This is a genomic window from Mesorhizobium sp. M7A.F.Ca.CA.002.04.1.1 (assembly GCF_004022805.1).
Lineage (GTDB): Bacteria > Pseudomonadota > Alphaproteobacteria > Rhizobiales > Rhizobiaceae > Mesorhizobium > Mesorhizobium ciceri.
Map to the genome: position 1 here is coordinate 1 of NZ_RZPL01001007.1, position 1,522 is coordinate 1,522.

Consider the following 1,522-nt stretch of genomic DNA (forward strand, 5'->3'; position numbering starts at 1 on the left):
CTGTCGACAAGCCCCGACAGAAACGCTGAGAAGAGTTTTGGCGAACGCGCCCCGCGTCCCGAACGCAGCTTTGGCGACAAGCCGCGCGGCAATTTCGGCGACAAACCGCGCGGTGGCTTCGGCGACAAGCCGCGTGGTGCTTTTGGTGGCAAGCCGGGCGGTGGCAAAAAGTCCGAGCGCGAGCAGCGGCCGATCGAGCCGCCCGGCCAGCGCAAGGCCAATGTCTGGATGGCGCCAGGCGCGCGACCGATCGGCAAGGGCAGGGCCGAAGCTGACGCCGCCAAGGCGGCTGACGCCAAGGCGCGCAAGGCCTCGTTCAAACCGACCTATGGCAAACCGGCCGGTGCAAAGCCGTTCGGCAAGCCGCGCGGCGAACGTCCGGGCGGGGCTGGCGGCGGTGAGCGTCCGCGCAACGGTCCCCGAGGCCCCAAAGCGAGATGAGAATCGTCGGCGGTGAGTTTCGCGGGCGTCCGTTGGCGACGCCGCGCTCGAGCGCCATCCGTCCGACGACCGATCGTACCCGCGAGGCGGTCTTCAACGTGCTGGCGCATCGCTTTGCCGAGCAATTGGACGGGGCACGCGTGCTCGACCTGTTCGCCGGCACCGGCGCGCTGGGACTGGAAGCGCTGTCGCGCGGTGCCTCCTACGGTGTCTTCATCGAGGAATCGGCGGAAGGCCGTGGCCTGATCCGCGACAATGTCGAGGCCTTCGGGCTCACCGGCCGCACCAAGATCTTCCGCCGCGATGCCACCGGCCTCGGCGAGGCCGGCACGCTGGCGCCGTTCGGCCTTGTCTTCGCCGACCCGCCCTATGGCAAGGGCCTTGGCGAGCGCGCCTTGCAGTCGGCCAAAGCCGGCGGCTGGCTTCGCCCCGGCGCGCTGTGCGTGGTCGAAGAGGCCGCGGTGGCGTCCTTCGAGCCAGGCCCCGGCTTTTCGGTGCTGGACGAACGCAACTATGGCGAGACCGTCATCCGCTTCATCGAGGCGGCCTGATACGCCTCGTATCCTTGGCCGGGCATCCATGGGCCGGCCTCTTTGCCGCCGCCTTTGCCGGCAACATGATCAACAAATCACTTTGCTTGTCGCCAGCACCTTGCCTATCGTCTGTCGACAGAACCGGAGCCGTTGATGACATCCAGGATTGAATGGCTGCGGGGAACGCTGTTGGCGACCTCCTTGGCTTTTGTCACGACCAGCCCAGTGCTGGCCGAGAGCCCCGTCTTGCCCAACACGGTTCCGGCCGAGTTCAAGGTCACGGATTTCCTGCTCGACAACGGCATGGAGGTGGTCGTCATTCCCGACCACCGTGCGCCGATCGTCACCCACATGGTCTGGTACAAGATCGGCAGCGCCGACGAGCCGCCCGGCAAATCCGGCATCGCGCATTTCTTCGAACATCTGATGTTCAAGGCAACGACCAACCATGCGGCCGGCGAGTTCGACCGCGCCGTCTCCGATATCGGCGGATCCAACAACGCCTTCACCTCCTATGACTACACCGCTTTCCACGAGACGGGGGCGCC

At 66.5% G+C, this 1,522-nt stretch carries 2 protein-coding genes and 1 pseudogene; all 3 read left to right on the forward strand.

What is annotated here, in order from left to right; all coding sequences use genetic code 11:
• Nucleotides 1-441 (forward strand): annotated as a pseudogene (locus ENZ75_RS31510) (RNA pseudouridine synthase); the annotation flags it as partial.
• On the forward strand, nucleotides 438-992 hold the full coding sequence (rsmD, locus tag ENZ75_RS31515) for a 16S rRNA (guanine(966)-N(2))-methyltransferase RsmD (protein WP_024504838.1): 555 nt from the start codon (nucleotides 438-440) through the stop codon (nucleotides 990-992). The pseudogene ENZ75_RS31510 and the gene rsmD, both read left to right, overlap by 4 nt.
• 135 nt (nucleotides 993-1,127) lie before the next feature.
• A partial coding sequence (locus ENZ75_RS31520; protein ID WP_164888163.1) for an insulinase family protein occupies nucleotides 1,128-1,522 on the forward strand: 395 nt, incomplete at its 3' end.